General features: G+C 72.9%; 15 protein-coding genes and 1 pseudogene. 4 read left to right on the top strand and 12 right to left on the bottom strand.

Features of this window, described 5'->3' with window-relative positions; genetic code table 11:
• From ABZS77_RS27745 to ABZS77_RS27735, 3 genes and pseudogenes are all read right to left on the bottom strand, one after another.
• Positions 1 to 772: pseudogene (locus ABZS77_RS27745) on the bottom strand (hypothetical protein); the annotation flags it as partial.
• A 113-nt stretch (positions 773 to 885) separates the two neighbouring features.
• Entirely contained in the window at positions 886 to 2,421 is a 1,536-nt protein-coding gene (locus ABZS77_RS27740; RefSeq protein ID WP_354828753.1) for a replication-associated recombination protein A, read from the bottom strand.
• 74 nt (positions 2,422 to 2,495) lie between these two features.
• The gene (locus tag ABZS77_RS27735) at positions 2,496 to 2,708 is read right to left on the bottom strand and encodes a hypothetical protein (RefSeq protein ID WP_124855015.1); all 213 of its coding nucleotides are present in this window, start codon (positions 2,706 to 2,708) and stop codon (positions 2,496 to 2,498) included.
• A gap of 139 nt (positions 2,709 to 2,847) precedes the next feature.
• Here ABZS77_RS27735 and ABZS77_RS27730 point away from each other — a divergent pair, with 139 nt between their 5' ends.
• On the top strand, positions 2,848 to 3,588 hold the full coding sequence (locus tag ABZS77_RS27730) for a GNAT family N-acetyltransferase (protein ID WP_354828751.1): 741 nt from the start codon (positions 2,848 to 2,850) through the stop codon (positions 3,586 to 3,588).
• A gap of 42 nt (positions 3,589 to 3,630) precedes the next feature.
• Here ABZS77_RS27730 and ABZS77_RS27725 read toward each other — a convergent pair whose 3' ends face one another.
• The 5 genes from ABZS77_RS27725 to ABZS77_RS27705 all read right to left on the bottom strand — a co-directional run bounded on the left by ABZS77_RS27725 (position 3,631) and on the right by ABZS77_RS27705 (position 9,427).
• Positions 3,631 to 4,914: an MFS transporter gene (locus tag ABZS77_RS27725; protein WP_354828749.1), complete on the bottom strand. Its 1,284-nt coding sequence runs from the start codon at positions 4,912 to 4,914 to the stop codon at positions 3,631 to 3,633.
• Positions 4,911 to 5,519 carry a helix-turn-helix domain-containing protein gene (locus ABZS77_RS27720; protein WP_354828747.1) on the bottom strand — a complete coding sequence of 203 codons (609 nt, stop codon included), beginning with the start codon at positions 5,517 to 5,519 and terminating at the stop codon, positions 4,911 to 4,913. Before ABZS77_RS27720 ends, ABZS77_RS27725 begins: the two co-directional genes overlap by 4 nt.
• A gap of 64 nt (positions 5,520 to 5,583) precedes the next feature.
• Positions 5,584 to 6,393, bottom strand: a complete 810-nt coding sequence (locus tag ABZS77_RS27715) for a sugar nucleotide-binding protein (protein ID WP_354828758.1) — start codon at positions 6,391 to 6,393, stop codon at positions 5,584 to 5,586.
• Positions 6,394 to 6,493: 100 nt separating this feature from the next.
• Positions 6,494 to 8,299: an aspartate--tRNA ligase gene (gene aspS / locus ABZS77_RS27710; protein WP_354828744.1), complete on the bottom strand. Its 1,806-nt coding sequence runs from the start codon at positions 8,297 to 8,299 to the stop codon at positions 6,494 to 6,496.
• A 135-nt stretch (positions 8,300 to 8,434) separates the two neighbouring features.
• The gene (locus ABZS77_RS27705; RefSeq protein ID WP_354828742.1) at positions 8,435 to 9,427 is read right to left on the bottom strand and encodes a hypothetical protein; all 993 of its coding nucleotides are present in this window, start codon (positions 9,425 to 9,427) and stop codon (positions 8,435 to 8,437) included.
• A gap of 174 nt (positions 9,428 to 9,601) precedes the next feature.
• Between ABZS77_RS27705 and ABZS77_RS27700 the strand changes: the two genes are divergently transcribed.
• On the top strand, positions 9,602 to 10,288 hold the full coding sequence (locus tag ABZS77_RS27700; RefSeq protein ID WP_354828738.1) for a hypothetical protein: 687 nt from the start codon (positions 9,602 to 9,604) through the stop codon (positions 10,286 to 10,288).
• A gap of 53 nt (positions 10,289 to 10,341) precedes the next feature.
• Positions 10,342 to 11,052 carry a DUF998 domain-containing protein gene (locus ABZS77_RS27695; RefSeq protein WP_354828735.1) on the top strand — a complete coding sequence of 237 codons (711 nt, stop codon included), beginning with the start codon at positions 10,342 to 10,344 and terminating at the stop codon, positions 11,050 to 11,052.
• Positions 11,053 to 11,116: 64 nt separating this feature from the next.
• Here ABZS77_RS27695 and ABZS77_RS27690 read toward each other — a convergent pair whose 3' ends face one another.
• Complete coding sequence (locus ABZS77_RS27690; RefSeq protein WP_354828732.1) at positions 11,117 to 12,163, bottom strand: S1 family peptidase; 1,047 nt, start codon at positions 12,161 to 12,163, stop codon at positions 11,117 to 11,119.
• A 312-nt stretch (positions 12,164 to 12,475) separates the two neighbouring features.
• Positions 12,476 to 12,952: a helix-turn-helix domain-containing protein gene (locus ABZS77_RS27685; RefSeq protein WP_354828730.1), complete on the bottom strand. Its 477-nt coding sequence runs from the start codon at positions 12,950 to 12,952 to the stop codon at positions 12,476 to 12,478.
• A 55-nt stretch (positions 12,953 to 13,007) separates the two neighbouring features.
• Between ABZS77_RS27685 and ABZS77_RS27680 the strand changes: the two genes are divergently transcribed.
• The gene (locus tag ABZS77_RS27680) at positions 13,008 to 13,514 is read left to right on the top strand and encodes a PaaI family thioesterase (RefSeq protein WP_354828727.1); all 507 of its coding nucleotides are present in this window, start codon (positions 13,008 to 13,010) and stop codon (positions 13,512 to 13,514) included.
• 121 nt (positions 13,515 to 13,635) lie between these two features.
• On the opposite strand, the gene ABZS77_RS27675 is transcribed toward ABZS77_RS27680, so the two are convergent.
• The gene (locus tag ABZS77_RS27675) at positions 13,636 to 14,571 is read right to left on the bottom strand and encodes an acyl-ACP desaturase (protein ID WP_354828755.1); all 936 of its coding nucleotides are present in this window, start codon (positions 14,569 to 14,571) and stop codon (positions 13,636 to 13,638) included.
• A 77-nt stretch (positions 14,572 to 14,648) separates the two neighbouring features.
• Entirely contained in the window at positions 14,649 to 15,977 is a 1,329-nt protein-coding gene (gene hisS / locus ABZS77_RS27670; protein ID WP_354828724.1) for a histidine--tRNA ligase, read from the bottom strand.
• Between the last annotated feature and the right edge of the window lie 59 nt (positions 15,978 to 16,036).

The raw sequence follows: 16,036 nt of genomic DNA, 5'->3' as shown, positions 1-16,036 counted from the left end.
GCCGGCCGGCGTGGTCGACCGAGTAGAGCCGGACGTTGGTCTCGGCGAAGGTGCCAGCGCCGCCGGTCCCCGGACCGGCCGCACGACCAGCGGCGCCGGCCGCACGACCGGCGCCGCCAGTCGCCGGACCGGCCGCACGACCAGCGGCGGGCCCGTCTCCGGCGGACGTCGGGCGGCCGGGCTCGGTGGCCTCCGGGCCCGGACGACCCGACGGCCCGGCGTCGGGTCGGCGCAGCGGTGGCATGGCGTCCGCGGGACCGGTCGGGGCGGGGGCGGCCGGGCGGCGGCCGACCGGCGCGCCGGACATCGGCGGACCGGCGGGCGCACCGGGCGGGACCGGACCCGGGCCCGACCGAACCTGCCCAGCCGGACCACCGGACGTCGAGCGCGGGCCGGGAGGTCCCGCCTGTTCACCGGCGACGGGACGGGCCGCGGGGGGCGGGGCGGAGGCGCGGGAACCGGGTGGCGGCGTCACGCCGCGCCGGGCCGGCTCACCGGGAGCGGGCGCACCGGCGGCCGGAGGGCGGTCGACGGGCGGGCGGTCGTCCGGGCGGCGGGGCGGCGGCGGGGCCTCGCCCGGCCACGGGCCGTCCACGGGACGCCGCGCGGCGCCGTCCGGGTCGCCCCCGCGTACGCCGGGCGGGGTGGGCGGTGCCGGGACCCCACCGCGCGGGCCGGCGGGCTCCGCGGCGGCGCCCTCGGGGCCGAGTTCCGTACGCTGCTGCTTGGCCGAGCGGAGGTCGTCGATCCAGCCGAACTCCTCACCCGACACCGGCTCCTCCGGCTCGGCCTCGGCTCGGCCTCGACCCCAGCGGCGGCCCTTGGGCCGGGTATCGCGCCGCTCGTCCGGGCTCTCGTCCGGGCGGTCCCCACCACGCGATTTCACTATTGACCCTCTCCTGCGGCGTTCGTGCCGCTGTCCTGCATCGGTCCGGGACCGCCCGGGTCCGTCGTCGGGCGACCGTTCTCGCCAGCAGGCGTCGGCGCGGTCTGCTCCGTTACGCGCTGCCCCGCGTTCGGGGCCTCCGGACGGGTCGCGGGGGCGGGCAGCCCGCGCACGATGCGGCGCAGCAGCGGCAGCCGTGTCGCCACCGACCGCTCCGCCCCGTGCGGGCTCGGCCGGTAGTAGTCGGTGCCCACGAGGTCGTCGGGAACGTACTGCTGGGTGACCACGCCGCGCTGGTCGTCGTGCGGGTAGCGGTAGCCGGTGCCGTGGCCCAGCCCGCGGGCGCCGGCGTAGTGCGCGTCGCGCAGTCCGCGGGGCACCGGGCCACCCCGGCCGGCGCGTACGTCGGCGATCGCGGCGCCGATGGCGGTGGTGGCCGAGTTCGACTTGGGCGCGGTGGCCAGGTGGATCACCGCCTGGGCCAGGTTGAGCTGCGCCTCGGGCAATCCCACGTACTCGACCGCGTGGGCGGCGGCGGTGGCCACGCTCAACGCGTCCGGGTCGGCCATGCCCACGTCCTCGCTGGCGAAGATGACCAGTCGGCGGGCGATGAACCGCGCGTCCTCCCCGGCCACCAGCATCCGGGCGAGCCAGTGCACGGCGGCGTCCACGTCCGAGCCGCGCATGCTCTTGATGAACGCGCTCACCACGTCGTAGTGGGCGTCGCCGTCGCGGTCGTAGCGCACCGCCGCCACGTCGACGGCCTGCTCGGCGGTGGCGAGGTCGATCCGGCCGGCGCCGAGGGCGGTGGCCGAGGCGGCCGCCGCCTCCAGCGCGGTCAGCGCCTTGCGGACGTCGCCGGAGGCGAGGCGTACCAGGTGGTCCTCGGCGTCGGTGGTCAGGGTGAGCGCGCCGCCGAGGCCGCGCTCGTCGGCGACCGCGCGGCGCAGCAGGCCGCGTACCGCTTCGTCGTCCAGCGGTTGCAGGGTGAGCAGTACGCACCGGGACAGCAGCGGCGAGATGACCGAGAAGTACGGGTTTTCCGTGGTCGCCGCCAGCAATGTGACCGTGCGGTCCTCGACGGCGGCGAGTAGCGAATCCTGCTGCGTCTTGCTGAACCGGTGCACCTCGTCGATGAACAGCACGGTCTGCGGGCCGCCGGAGCGACGCTGACGGCGGGCCGTCTCGATGACCGCGCGGACGTCCTTGACCCCGGCGGAGAGCGCCGACATGGCGACGAACCGGCGGTCGGTGGCCGCGGCGACCAGGTGCGCGATGGTGGTCTTGCCGCTGCCCGGCGGTCCCCAGAGGATGACCGACATCGGCGCGCCGCCGGAGACGAGTTGCCGCAGCGGCGCCCCGGGCGCGAGCAGGTGGTCCTGCCCGACCAACTCGTCGAGGGTCGCCGGGCGCATCCGGACGGGCAGGGGCGAATCGTCCGCTATCGGAGTGAACCCGTCGACACCGGCGGCACCGGCGGGCGCGTCACGCGACCCGGCGGGGGCACCGAGGGAGAAGAGGGCGTCGGACTCCATCACGAAGACAGTACCGGGCCGGGCCCACGGCGCCGGAATCGCGCCGCGGGCCCGCCACCGGTGATCGGTTCCGGTCAGCCACGGCCGGGGCGACGGCCCCGGTACCAGCGGCCGCCGCCACCGCCGCGCGGGCCGCTGCCCACGCCGGCCAGGTAGAGCGAGAGCAGGAGCAACCCGATGAGCACGAGCGTGTTCCAGTTGAACAGGTCCGGCGCTCCGAAGTCGGTGCCGAGCAGGTCGAGCAGCAGGGCGAAGCCAAAGACGATGGCCGCGAGAATGGCGAGCATGTCGGTCCTCCGGTGGGGGTTCCCAGTAGGTCGGCGCGTGATGTACCCAATCGGTCGACTCGTCAATCTCCACCGTGGATCAGGTGCGCGCCACCGGCCCGACGCGGCCGTTCGATCCAGGGCTCCTAGGCTGGTCCCCATGATCATCGACGACCAGGTGCTCCACGACCGGGCCGCCATCCTGGCCGCCACCGGCCACCACCCGTTCGCCCGGCACGCCCTCGGTAGCCGCCCGCCGGCGCGCGGCTACCGGCGCGACGGCGCCGTGCTGTGGTTGGTGCCGCCCGAGCACGGGCCGGCAGGCTGCGCCATCGGCCCGGCCGGCCCGGCGATCGAGGTGTGTGCCGCGCTGGTCGCTGCCGGGATGCTGCGCCCGGGCCAGCGGTTGCACCTGCCCCGGCACGACCGCGAGCTGCTGTCCGACCGGCTGCCGGTGTCCGAGCACAACGACTGGGTCTTCCACTGGACGGCCACGCCGCCACCGCCCCAGGCGGACGAGGAGCGGGTCGTACGCCTCACCGACGCCGACCGTCCCGCCATGGAGGCGCTTGTGGACGAGGCCTTCCCGGACACCACCTCCCGTCCGGGCGATCCAGGGGTGGTGGACTGGTACGGCATCCGCGCCGGCGACCGGCTGGTGGCGTGCGGGGCGGACCGCAGCCAGGGCGAGATCGGCTTCCTCGCCGGCCTGACCGTGGCCCCCGGCCAGCGGGGTCGAGGTCTCGGTGCGGCGTTGACCGCCGGGATGACCCGGGCCCTGCTGACCCGCTACGACACGGTGGGGCTCGGCGTCTATCCGAGCAACGTCGGTGCGGTGCGGCTCTACCGCCGGCTCGGCTTCACCGACACCCTCGCTCTCAGCTCGTTCCGCCTCGCGTGAGACGCGGGGAGGGCCACCAGTCGTCGACGGGCGGCCCTCCCCTCACCTGTCGGCGGGTACCGGGACCGTGGCCGGCTCGACGGCCGGGGCGGCCCGACGGTCGGCCAGCCAGGCGGGCAGGTAGAGCGGGGCGGCGACGGCCAGCACGATCGCACCGACCACCATTGCGGTGCTGATGCTCGTGGCGGCGGCGATCGCGGTCAGCACCACCCCGCCGAGCGAGGCGCCCGGCTGGGCCACCATCGAGTTGAGGGAGAGCACGCTGGTCCGGTACGGCCCGTCGACCTGCCTGTGCAACAGGGCACTGTGCAGCGGGTTCGACGCGCCGTGCACGGCGTAACAGGCCAGGTAGGCCACGAGCACCCCGACCGGCCCGGCGAGCAGCCCCATCCCGACGACCGTGACTCCCTGCGCGATGCGCAGCAGGGCCGCGCCCGGGGCGGCCCCGAACCAGCGCAGCAGCAACGGGGTCAGTGCCGCCCCGGCGGCCGAGGCGAGCCACGCTGCCGAGCTGGCCGGTCCGAGGAGCGCGGCGGCGCGTTCCGGGTCGCCGAGCACCTCGGCGAGCCGCACCGGCAGCAGAGACTCGAAGGTGATCATGCCGAAGCCCCAGAACAGCTCCACCGCCACCAGGGCCAGCAGCACCCGGGAGCGACGCAGCAGCCCGACCGCCTGGCCGATCATCCGGGGCGCCTGGACCACCGAGGCCCGCACGGCCACGAATCCGGTGGCCGGCCGTTCCTCGACAAGCAGCACGACCAACGCGACGAGCGCCGCTGCCTGCGCGACGACGGCGACCAGCACGGGCACGGTGAGTGCGCTGACCGGCCCCACCGGCCCGAGGGCGATCAGACCGCCGCTGAGCAGCGCCCCGGCGCCGATGGCCGCGCCGCTGACAGTGCCGCCGTATCCGAGGCCCTTCTCGTACCCGGCCTGCGGGTCGGCGGCCAGGGTGGCGTCGACGTACCAGGACTCCAGCGGGCCGCTGTCCAACGCCCGGTAGATGCCCTGCACCGCGTAGACCAGGAAGAACAGCCAGAACGAGTCGGCCACCGCGAACAACGACAGCGAGACGAGGTTGAGCAACCCGGCGGCGATCAGCAGCGGACGCCGGCCGAGGGCGTCGGCGAGGCCACCGGTGGGCAACTCCAGCGCCAGCACCAGCAGGCCCTGTGCGGTGAAGGCCAGGCCCATCTGCGGCAAGGACAGACCGCGCTCCTGCATCAGCAGGACCATGACCGGGATCATCAGACCCGTCGGTAGCCAGCGCAGACCGTGCAGCGTCAGGTAGCGACGGCGGACCTGGCGTACGGTGAGCGCGCTCACCGCGGGCCCTCCAGCAAGGGGTAGGCCGCCAGGAAGACCTGCACCGGGCGGGCCTGCGGGTCGGCGGAGGTGCCGGCCCCGGCCTCGCGGTTGTACCGCTCCAGCACCTGCCACACCTCCGCCCTGAGCGCCTCCAGCCGCGCCGGTGGGATGGTCATGAAGATGTCGCCCATGCCGAGGGCGTCGCGCCAGGCGGACGACCACTCGTGCTGGGTGGCGAACCAGCGCTCGGCGTGTTCGACGAGATGGCGCACCTGGTCGCCCTGGATCCATTCGATCGCGGCACGGGCGTCGGGGTCGTCGTCGAAGTCGCTCGGCTCCCAGCTGGTGACGTCGTGTGCGGCCTGCCACCACCGCTGCCGTCCGCTGCCCCGGTCGGGATCCTCGGTGACGAGCCCGACCTCGGCGAGTTGCCGCAGGTGATAGCTGGTCGCGCCGGTGTTGGTGCCGAGCAGCTCGGCGAGGGTGGTGGCGGTGGCGGGCCCGTGCACCCGCAGGGCGCCCACCAGCCGCATCCGCAGCGGGTGCGCGAGCACCCGGACCTGTCGCTTGTCGATCCGTACCTCACGCGGGGCCGGCCGCGGGGTCGCTTCGTCGTCAGCCATGACCGCACACTATCTCTGCACACATTCTGTGCACAAGAGTCGTGCACAGAATGTGTGTACGATGTCAGGCCAGGAGTTCCCGCACTCCACGTAACCGCGTCCGCAGCAGGCCGGCGGCACGCCCGCAGTCCAGGCGTACGTCGGTGGGACCGGCCTGTCCGGCGGCGGCGCTGGTGGTGGTCTTCAGCCCGGCGGCGTCCAGCCCGAAGTGTCGGGCCACCAACAGACCCAGTTCGGCACGGCTGACCGCGTCCGCACCTGCCACGTTGAGCGGGCCGGCGTGATCGCCGCCGACCAGTTCCAGCACGGCGTCGGCCAGGTCGGTGACGTCGACCGGACAACGGATCATGTCGCTGAACAGGACCGCCCGGCCGGCGAGGGCCTCCCGGCACAGCGCGAACTGCTTGCTGCCCTCCCCCAGGATCAGCGAGGTACGCACCAGCGCCGCACCCGGGTCGATCGCGCGAACGGCGGTCTCGGCGGCCGCCTTCGCGGCACCGTACGCGTTCATCGGGGTGGGCGCGTCGTCGTCGGCGTACGGCGTGGGACGTCCGGCGTGCAGCGCGTCACTGGACACGTGCACCAGCCGGGCACCCGCCTCGGCGGCGGCGACCGCCACGTGCGCGGCCCCGTCGGCGGTGACCGCCCAGTCCCCGTACCGGTAGGGGGTCCCCACCACGGCGTCCGGGCGCACCCGCGCGACAAGCTCACGCACGGCGGACCGGTCGGTGACGTCCAGCCGACGCTCCTCGACGCCCGGCACGGCGACGTCAGCCGAGTGGAAGGTCCCCACCACCGAGAACCCGGCCCGCACCGCCCGCCGACAGATTTCCCGCCCCAGGAACCCGCTGCCGCCGACGACAAGCACCCGCATCCCCACCACTCCCCCGCAGACGATCAAGAGGTTCGCGTCATCTCGCCGGGCGAGCATGACGCAAACCTCTTGATCAACCAAGCAGGTGCGGGTGGATCGGTCAGACCGGGTCGGCCACCGGCGCGGCCGGGCCGGCGGTGCCGGTGTGGGAGGTGGCCGCCGGCTTGGGCTTGGCGTCGATGCCGGCCTCGGCGCGCTGCTGGCCGGTGATCGGCGTCGGCGCGCCGGTCAGCGGGTCGAAGCCACCCCGGGTCTTCGGGAAGGCGATGACCTCACGGATCGAGTCCGCGCCGGCCAGCAGCATGCAGACCCGGTCCCAGCCGAACGCGATGCCGCCGTGCGGCGGGGCGCCGTACTTGAACGCCTCCAGCAGGAAGCCGAACTTGTCCTGCGCCTCGTCCGGGGTGATGCCGAGCAGGTCGAACACCCGCTTCTGCACATCCCCCCGGTGGATACGGATCGAGCCGCCGCCGATCTCGTTGCCGTTGCAGACGATGTCGTACGCGTACGCAAGCGCCCGGTCCGGCGCCTCCTCGAACCGGTCCACCCACTCGGCGTTCGGGGAGGTGAACGGGTGGTGCACGGCCGTCCAGCCGCCCTCGTCGGTCCGCTCGAACATCGGCGCGTCGACCACCCAGCAGAACGCCCAGGCGCTCTCGTCGACCAGGCTGGCCCGCTTGGCGATCTCGACGCGGGCCGCGCCGAGCAGCTCCTGCGCCTCGCGGGTGGTGGCGCTGGCCGCGAAGAAGACCGCGTCGCCCGGCTTGGCGCCGACCGCGTCGGCGAGCCCACCCAGGTGCTCGGCGGACAGGTTCTTCGCCACCGGGCCGCGTGCCTCGCCGGTCTCGGCGTCCAGCACCACGTACGCCAGGCCCCGCGCGCCGCGCGCCTTGGCCCAGTCCTGCCAGCCGTCCAGCTCCTTGCGGCTCTGCGCCGCGCCGCCCGGCATGACGACCGCACCGACGTAGCCGCCCGCGTCGATCGCGCCGGCGAACACCCGGAACTCGGTGCCGCGCAGGTACTCGGTCAGCTCGGTCAGCTCCACGCCGTACCGCAGGTCCGGCTTGTCCGAGCCGTACCGGGCCATCGCGTCGTGCCAGGTGATCCGCGGGATCGGGCGGGTGATCTCGTGCCCGGCCAGGTCCTTCCAGAGCGCCGAGACGATCGCCTCGCCGAGGTCGATCACGTCGTCCTCGGTCACGAAGGACATCTCGATGTCGAGCTGGGTGAACTCGGGCTGCCGGTCGGCGCGGAAGTCCTCGTCGCGGTAGCACCGGGCGATCTGGTAGTACCGCTCCATGCCGCCGACCATCAGCAGCTGCTTGAACAGCTGCGGCGACTGCGGCAGCGCGTACCAGCTGCCCGGCTGGAGGCGCACCGGCACCAGGAAGTCCCGGGCCCCCTCGGGCGTCGAACGGGTGAGCGTCGGCGTCTCGATCTCCAGGAAGTCCCGCTCGTGCAGCACACCCCGGGCGAGCTGGCTGGCCCGCGACCGCAGCCGCAGCGCGTTCGCCGGGCCACTGCGGCGCAGGTCCAGGTAGCGGTACCGCAGGCGCAGGTCGTCGCCGGCCTCGATCTGGTCGTCCACCGGCAGCGGCAGCGGGGCCGCCTCGGAGAGCACCTCCAGCTCGGCGGCAGTCACCTCGACGTCACCGGTGGGCAGCTCCGGGTTCTCGTTGCCGTCCGGCCGGCGGGTCACCTCACCGGTGACCTTGACGCAGAACTCGTTGCGCAGCGCGTGCGCGTCCTCCTCGCGGAACACCACCTGGACCACGCCGGAGCCGTCGCGCAGGTCGACGAAGATGACGCCGCCGTGGTCACGCCGGCGGGCCACCCACCCGGCGAGCGTCACCGTCGTGCCGGCGTCCGTCGCGCGCAAGCTGCCGGCATCATGGGTACGGATCACGACGTGCGTCTCCTCATCTGCGGTGCGGTCTGCCTCCGCATTCTGTCAGGAGTGCCGGAAACGGTAAGCGCCACCCGTCGACCCGCCCCCTTCGATCAGGGCGGCCCGACGGGCGGCGCGGACGCGTCACGGCTGTCAGTTCTCCGGAATGTTCCAGGCCGTGGCCCGGATGACGACCGTCCGGTCATTGCTGATCGAGGTTACCTCCACGAGCACCATCCGCCACCTGTCCCGCCGTTCCTGGGCCGCGGCGTAGTTGGTGCTGATGCAGAGCCAGGAACCCTTGCGCAGGGGCACCTTCGCTCCCTCGGCGATCGGTGCCGAGCGGATGGCGTCGTAACACTCGCCCGGCTTCATCGCCGTCGTCGCCTCGCTGCCCTTCGTCCCATCACTCAACCCGATCGAGGGCGCCCCGTCCTGACAGTCGGGATCCAGACTGAACTCCCATCCGTTCAGTCCCACGTTCGCCCGGGGTTCGTCGAGGTCGACGCGCATCTTCGTGAAGCAGTCCCCCGGCCTCAGCGTCAGGCTCTGGTTCTCGTACTTCACCTCGTAGACGGCCGTTTCGGGGATGTCCGGTGGGGTTCCGGGGGCACGCGGCGAATCCTCCCGTGCCGGGGACGTCTGCGGTGCGTCGCTCGGTGGGGCCGGGTCGGAGGGCGCCGGGGCGCCGCCGGTGGGGCCGAGCGGTCCCCGCGCGGACGCGATGTCCCGGGCGGTCCGCGCCTGGTCCAGCGCTCGCCAGGACACGGCGGCCGACCCGAGGGACACCAGCAGCGCCAGGGCGGCCACGGCTATCACCACGAGACCCAGCCGGCCGCGTCGCGCGCCGGCCGCCGGCGGGTCCGCCGGCCCGGGACCCGCCGGGAACGACGGCGGTGGCCCACCACCCGGCGGCGGTGCGGTGCCGCCGGGAAACAGCTGTGTCGCCCCACCGGCCGGTGGGGGTGCGCCGCGACCCGGCGGTGGTGCTGTGCTGCCACCCGGGAACGTCGGCGGAGTGCCACCGCCCGGAGGGGGTGGCGGTGCGGCGCCGCCGCGCGGTGGCGGTGCGGCGCCACCCGCAGGGGGCAGCGGCGATGGCGGGGTGGGGGCGGGCTGCTCGGCGCGCGGATCGGGTTGGTTCACCGCTAAAACCTCCTGCATCGGCAGAAGTCAACGTCGGATAGGAGTCCGGCTCGGGATCGGCACGTTATCAGTAACTCGCCACTTCGCAAGGAAGAGTATTCTTCGCCGACAAGATCTGACCGAAAGCCGTCAGATATCTGCGGCCCCATCTCAACGTCCGTGGTGGAGAGGTAGATGCCGGATATCCAGGATCCGAGCCAGGCACCGACGCCAATGCCGGCTCGTCGCGGGGCACGGGTGGCCGCCGTGCTCGCGGTGCTCGGGGTGCTCATCGCGGCGGCCGCCCTGGCCCGGGACGTCTTCGACTTCAGGGTCGGGCAGGACGAACCGGCGGCGAGTCCGTCGACGCCGGGACCCGCACCGGTGAAACCGGCACCGGCCACTCCGGGCGCCGACGCGTCGCCGACTCCCGCGTCCGCATCGTCCGTCCGGCTGGACACCCTGGCCGTCGAGGCCGGGGCTGCCAATCTCGGGAAGCTGCCGCGTCAGCTCACCGGCCAACCGGGGTACGACCGTCCGGTCGTCATCGACTGTCCGACGAATGCCGGTGCGGACAAACAACGCGACGTCACGTATCGGCTCCAGCGCCGTTATCTCGATCTCACCTCGACCGTACGACCATTCTTCTCCTCTGCCGACGAGCGCGACGGCATCGTTCTCGTCTATGCGCAGGTGGCGATTCGGCAGAAGGACGGAACGATCACCCGAGTGACGCGGGGGCAGCAGTTCGACGCGCGGATGGACAATCCGCAGAAGCTCACCGCCGACCTCGAAGGGGCCGACGAGCTGACGCTGCGGATCCAGTGTCAGTACCCGGGGGGATCGGTCATCCTCACCGACGCCACGGTCAGCACGGGCTGACAGCTGGGGGCGAACCAGGTTCAACCGGCCGTCTTGCCGGTTAACGTGGCGAAATGCGCGCCGTACCGAACTGGGCCGTCGCCACGGCGGCGGCCGCGCCCGTGCTGCTGGTGGGAGGTTGGACAGTCGCGCAGGCTCGCCAGCCCGCCGGGTACGACCCGATCCGGGACACGATCAGCGAGCTGGCGGGGCAGGACGCCACCGACGCCTGGATCATGATCGTGGCCCTGGTGCTGCTCGGCTGCTGTTACGTGTCGGTCGCCGCGGTGCTGCACGCGGCAGGCCTGCCCAGCCGGTTCCTGCTCGCGGTCGGCGGGGTTGCTACCGTCGCGCTGGTGGCCTTTCCCCGTCCGCCGGTGGGTGGTTCGCTCAGTCACGGCATCGCGGCGACGGTGGCGGTGCTGGCGCTCGCGCTGTGGCCCGCCGGTTCGGCGTTGCGGCTGCCGCGTGGTCCGGACACCGCGCATCCGGATGCCCCGCAGCCGCCGTGGGCGTTCCGCCGGACCGTGGGGCTGAGTGCCACCGTGGTGCTGCTCGCCCTGTTCGGCTGGTCGGCGTTCGAGGTGACCAGCGGGTCGCGCACGGGGTTGGCCGAGCGGGTGACGGCGGTGGCGGTGGCGCTCTGGCCGCTGCTGGCGGTGCTGTCGGCCCGGCGCGCGCACCTCGCGTGGACGACAGGCACCATCCCGGTCGGTCCGGGCCTGCCCGGTGTCGTACCGCCGGATCCTCTGCGACCGGCGGACGGGCCGGACGGCCTCGCGTGAGGCGGGGTCCCGGACGCGACGCGGGCCGCCGGAGTGTTCCGGCGGCCCGCGTGCGGTGGATCGATCAGAAGACGCTGACGCCGTAGCGGCTCAGGGCCTCGGTGACGGGCTGGAAGTAGGTGGTGCCACCGGTGCGGCAGTTGCCGCTACCGCCGGAGGTCATGCCCAGGGCGATGGTGCCGGCGAACAGCGAGCCGCCGCTGTCGCCCGGCTCGGCGCAGACGTTGGTGCGGATCAGGCCGGAGACCGAGCCCTCGGCGTAGTTCACCGTGGCGTTCGTGGCGTTCACCGAGCCGCTGCGCAGGCCGGTGGTGCTGCCGGAGCGCTGCACCGACTGGCCGACCGAGGCGTTGCCGGCGGCGGTGATGTCCCGGAAGCTGCCGTTGTAGAGCGAGACGTTGCCGGCGGCGTTGGCCGAGTTGCTGTGCCGCACGATGCCGTAGTCGTTGCCCGGGAAGCTGGTGCCGGTACGGGTGCCGATCAGCGCGGTCTGGCCGGAGTTCGAGTACCAGCTCGACGAGATGTTGGTGCAGTGCCCGGCGGTCACGAAGTAGTAGGTGCTGCCGCTGCGCACGTTGAAGCCGAGCGAGCAGCGCCCGCCGCCGCCGGCGTAGATGGCCTGGCCACCGGAGATCCGGGTGCTCAGCACGCCGGCCTCGGCCTCGATCCGCACCGCGCCGTTGGCGCGCGCGGCGGCGGCCTTCACCCGCTCCAGCTTGGCGCCGGTGACGGTGCTGTCCACGGAGACGACGACCTGGTTGGTGACCGGGTCGTTCCACCAGGCGGTGCCCGGGATCTTCGCGGAACGCTCCAGTTCGGCGGTGGCCCGGTTGAGCTCGGCGGCGCCCCGGCTGACGTACTTGACGGTGGCGCCGGCGTTGCTCGCCTTACGGGCGGCGGCGGCGTCGGTCACGGTGACGACGGACCGGCCGCTGGCGTCGATGTACGAGCCGGCGGAGCGGTCGCCGAGCTGAGCGGAGAGGGCGGCAGCGGCGTCGGGCGAGGCCGCGGGGGCGGCCTGGGCGGGTGCGCCGATGAGCGTGCCGACGACCAGGCTTCCGGCCACGGCGACGGTGGCCGCGACGCGGAATGAGGACCTCGTGGGTCGCATGTAACAAACCTCCTGGGCGGGGGATACGGGTCTCGCCGGAGGCGGCTGACCCGAGGGCAACCCGGCCGATCAGGGGAAACCGGCCGAGTGAACTGAAGTATTCACATGCTTAAGATCATTTACAAGACTTGGATTCGCCCGGATTCGCCGATCTTCATCGGCCACATGCCCGCAACACCGCGGACACGCCCGCCGACACCAGCCGTCACACCGAACGGCCACCGGATCCGTTTCGGACACGCATGACCATCGATGCGTTACGCGGTCACGCGGTCCGGGAACGGCAGCCGGGTCCGCGCCGGCGGCCCGCCCTCAGGGGGTACGACGGTGAGCGCCGGGACCCGGACGCGGCAGTACGTCGCGGGGATCGTCGACCTCGTGCCCGTCGGCGCACCGCAGCGCGACGCGTACCTCCGCGCCGCAGTCGCGGTGCCCCACGCTCAGCGGCGAGCCGTCGGGGTCGGCGAGGTACCTGTCACCCCAGCCGAGTACGGCGACCAGCACCGGCCACAGGTCCAGGCCCTTCTCGGTCAGCCGGTACTCGTGCCGCAACCGGCTGCCCGGCTCCCGGTACGGCTCGCGGCGCAGCACGCCCTGCCCCACCAGAGTGGTCAGTCGACTGGTCAGCACCTGGCGCGGGATGCCGGTACGCACCCGCATGTCCTCGAAGCGCCGTACGCCGTTGAAGACCTCGCGGAGCACCACGAGCGTCCACCGCTCACCGAGGATCGCCATCGCTCGCCCGATGGTGCAGTTGTCCACCGACCAGTCAAGTGCCGCGGGTCTCATCCGCCCAGGCTAGGTCTCGTTGACAGACTCAGCAACGGGCTGCCACGCTGCGTCCATGACACAGACGCAGGAGCCGGCGCGCAGCCGTACCTTCACCTGGTCGGATCCGGCTGCCAACGCCACACAGGTCGGCCAGCGCAGCGGCCTCGACATGCTCCGCGCGATCATCGCTGGCGAACTGGCCGCGCCGCCGGTCATGCACCTGATCGACATGACGCGCATGGAGGTCGAGGAGGGGCGCGTCGTCGTCGAGCTGGTGCCGCAGGAGTTCCACTACAACCCGCTGGGCAGCGTCCACGGTGGCGTCCTGTCGACACTGCTGGACACCGCAGCCGGCTGCGCCGTACACAGCACGCTGCCCGCCGGCGTCGGCTACACCTCGCTGGACCTGAACGTGAAGTTCCTCCGCCCGGTCACCGTGGACAGCGGCACCCTGCGCTGCGAGGGCACGGTGCTGCAACGCGGCCGCCGCACAGCCCTGGCCGAAGCCCGCATCACCGACGCCAGCAACCGCCTGACAGCCCACGCCACCAGCACCTGCCTCCTACTCCCCCTCCCCTGACCCCCCGCGCCCCCGTCTCCCGCGTCGATCTTGCGGGTGCGGTCGGGAATCTGAGAACTACGCCCGGTTTCGTCACGACAGCAGTGCGAGATCGGCGGGTGGGGGCGCGGGGGGGTGGGGGTCAGCGGAGGGCCAGGCGGGCTGCTCGGGCGTCGCGCTTCTCCTCGAAGCGGCGGGCGGCCTTCTCCAGGGTCTCCAGCTGGGCCGCCAGCTGCTCGCGGGCGGCTTCGCCGTCGGCGTTCAGGCCGGTCACGTTGAACACGTCCCACTGGCGCAACACCGGCTGGAGCACCTCGTCGCGGTGCTGACGCAGGTCGTAGATGCCGGCCAGGGCGATCGCCACCGACTTGCGGGCGAAACCGTCGATGCCGTTGCCCGGCATCTGGAAGTCGGCCACCACGTCGGCGACGGCCCGCATGGCCTGACTCGGGGCCAGCTCGAAGGCGGCGGCGAGCAGGTTCCGGTAGAAGACCATGTGCAGGTTCTCGTCGGCGGCCACCCGGGCCAGCAGCGCCTCGCAGGCGGGGTCGCCGGTGGCCTTGCCGGTGTTGCGGTGCGAGATGCGGGTGGCCAGCTCCTGGAACGACACGTACGCCAGGGAGTGCAGCACCTCGTCGTCGTGCACGTTGACGTAGCCGGCGGCCATGTGCGTCATCCGGGCCCGCTCCAGCGCCACCGGGTCGACCGCCCGGGTGACGGTCAGGTAGTCGCGGATGGCGGTGCCGTGCCGGCCCTCCTCCGCGGTCCACCGGTGCACCCAGGTGCCCCACGCGCCGTCCCGGCCGAACAGGGTGGCGATCTCGTGGTGGTACGAGGGCAGGTTGTCCTCGGTCAGCAGGTTCACGATCAGCGCGGTGCGCGCCACGTCGGGGATCGTGGAGTCGGTCGGTGACCACGCCTCGCCGCCGAGCGGCCCGTCGAAGGTCCGCCCCTCGCTCCACGGCACGTACTCGTGCGGGAACCACTCCTTGGCCAGTGCGAGATGGCGGTCGAGGTTGCGGGCAACCACCGGCTCCAACTCGACGAGGAGTGCGGTCTGGCTGAGTGTGGTGCTCATGGTCACGAGAAGCTCCCTACGGTGGCGTAACTTACGCTACCGTAGGTCCCAGCGGCCGTACGCGCCAGTCGTGACGCTCAGCCAACCGTGGGAGTCAGGTCCTCCCGGGGCGGCATCCACTCCCCCGCAGTGGCCGTGACCTGCTCACCCGAACGAATGTCCTTCACCTCGTCCGGCGCGCCGTCGGCCCCCGGGAACCACACGTACGGGATGCCCCGTCGCTCGGCGTAGCGGATCTGCTTGCCGAACTTCGCCGCGCTCGGCGACACCTCGGTGGGCACCCCGCGCCGCCGCAGCGCCTCGGCCACCCGGTTGCTGGCCGCACGGCGCTCCTCGCTGGTGACCGCCACCAGCACGGCCGTCGGCACCTCCCGGGAGACGGGCAGCTGACCCGCGCCGAAGAGCAGCCCGAGCAGCCGGGTCACCCCGATCGAGATCCCCACCCCCGGGTACGAGGTGGCGCCGGCGGTCGCCAGGTTGTCGTACCGGCCACCGGAGCAGATCGAGCCGAACCGCTCGTAGCCGCGCAGCTGGGTCTCGTAGACGGTGCCGGTGTAGTAGTCCAGGCCGCGGGCGATGCGCAGGTCGGCCACGCAGAGGCCGGGCGAGTGCTCGGCGGCGGTCTCCACCACCCGGACCAGCTCCTCGATGCCCTCGTCGAGCAGCGGGTCGGTGACCCCCAGCGCGCGGACGGCGTCGGCGAACGAGGCGTCCGGCGCGGAGATCTCGGCAAGCGCGAGGCACGCCTTGGCCTGCGCCTCGCTCGCACCGGCGGTCTGGGCCAGCAGCTCGGCCACCTTCGCCGGCCCGATCTTGTCGAGCTTGTCCACGGCCCGCAGCGCCGCCTCCGGATCGGTCAACCCGATGCCCCGGTAGAAGCCCTCGCAGATCTTGCGGTTGTTCACCTGGATGGTCACCGGCGGGATCGGCAGCGAGCGCAACGCGTCGCCGATCACCAGGGGCATCTCCGCCTCGTGGTGCGGGGCCAGGGTGTCCCGGTCGACGATGTCGATGTCGGCCTGCACGAACTCCCGGTAACGCCCCTCCTGCGGCCGCTCCCCCCGCCACACCTTCTGGATCTGGTAGCGGCGGAACGGGAAGGCCAGCTTGCCGGCGTTCTCCAGCACGTACCTGGCGAACGGCACGGTCAGGTCGAAGTGCAGGCCCAACTGGTCGTCGCCGCCGGCGCCCTCGGCGTCGGCGTGCAGCCGCCGGATCACGTAGACCTCCTTGGAGGTCTCCCCCTTGCGCAGGAGCTGGTCGAGGGGCTCCACGGCGCGGGTCTCCAGCGGGGCGAAGCCGTACAGCTCGAAGGTGGCCCGGATCCTGTCGAGCACGAACTGCTCGACCATCCGCTGACCAGGGGGCCACTCCGGGAAACCGGAGATGGGCGTGGGCTTGCTCATCGGCGTACTCCTTGCGGTGCCGCGCCCACGGCGCGGTGATGTCGTGGGTCCGCGCGCGG

Source organism: Micromonospora sp. NPDC005298 (assembly GCF_040607375.1).
Classification (GTDB): Bacteria; Actinomycetota; Actinomycetes; order Mycobacteriales; family Micromonosporaceae; genus Micromonospora.
Note: the sequence above shows the minus strand (reverse complement) of the source record. Positions and strands in the feature narration are given on the sequence as shown.